Annotated in this window: 1 protein-coding gene; it reads left to right on the forward strand. The window is 45.9% G+C overall.

Features of this window, described 5'->3' with window-relative positions:
- The coding region (locus AAEY57_RS19495) for a glycogen/starch/alpha-glucan phosphorylase (RefSeq protein WP_350608605.1) at positions 1 to 362 on the forward strand (362 nt) is incomplete at both ends.

Raw genomic sequence — 362 nt, forward strand, 5'->3', positions numbered from 1 at the left:
CAAGAATACTGCACAACAATAGAAACAATTGAAGACGCCGAGCACGACGCAGGTTTAGGTAACGGTGGTTTAGGCCGCCTAGCTGCTTGTTTTTTAGATAGCTGTGCAAGTCTAGCGTTACCTGTCATTGGTTATGGCCTTCGTTACGAATACGGCATGTTTAACCAATCAATTAAAGATGGTAACCAAATTGAGCAACCAGATAACTGGCTGCGCGAAGGGCACCCATGGGAGCTAAGCGCGCCAGAACATGCAAAACGTGTGAAATTTGGCGGCTACGTGCAAAGTTACACGGATAAATTTGGCCGAGAGCATCGTCAATGGATGAGTTCACAAGATGTATTAGCTGTCCCTTACTATGT

Origin of the sequence: Pseudoalteromonas sp. MER144-MNA-CIBAN-0113, assembly GCF_040308965.1 — a bacterium.
Classification (GTDB): domain Bacteria; phylum Pseudomonadota; class Gammaproteobacteria; order Enterobacterales; family Alteromonadaceae; genus Pseudoalteromonas; species Pseudoalteromonas tetraodonis.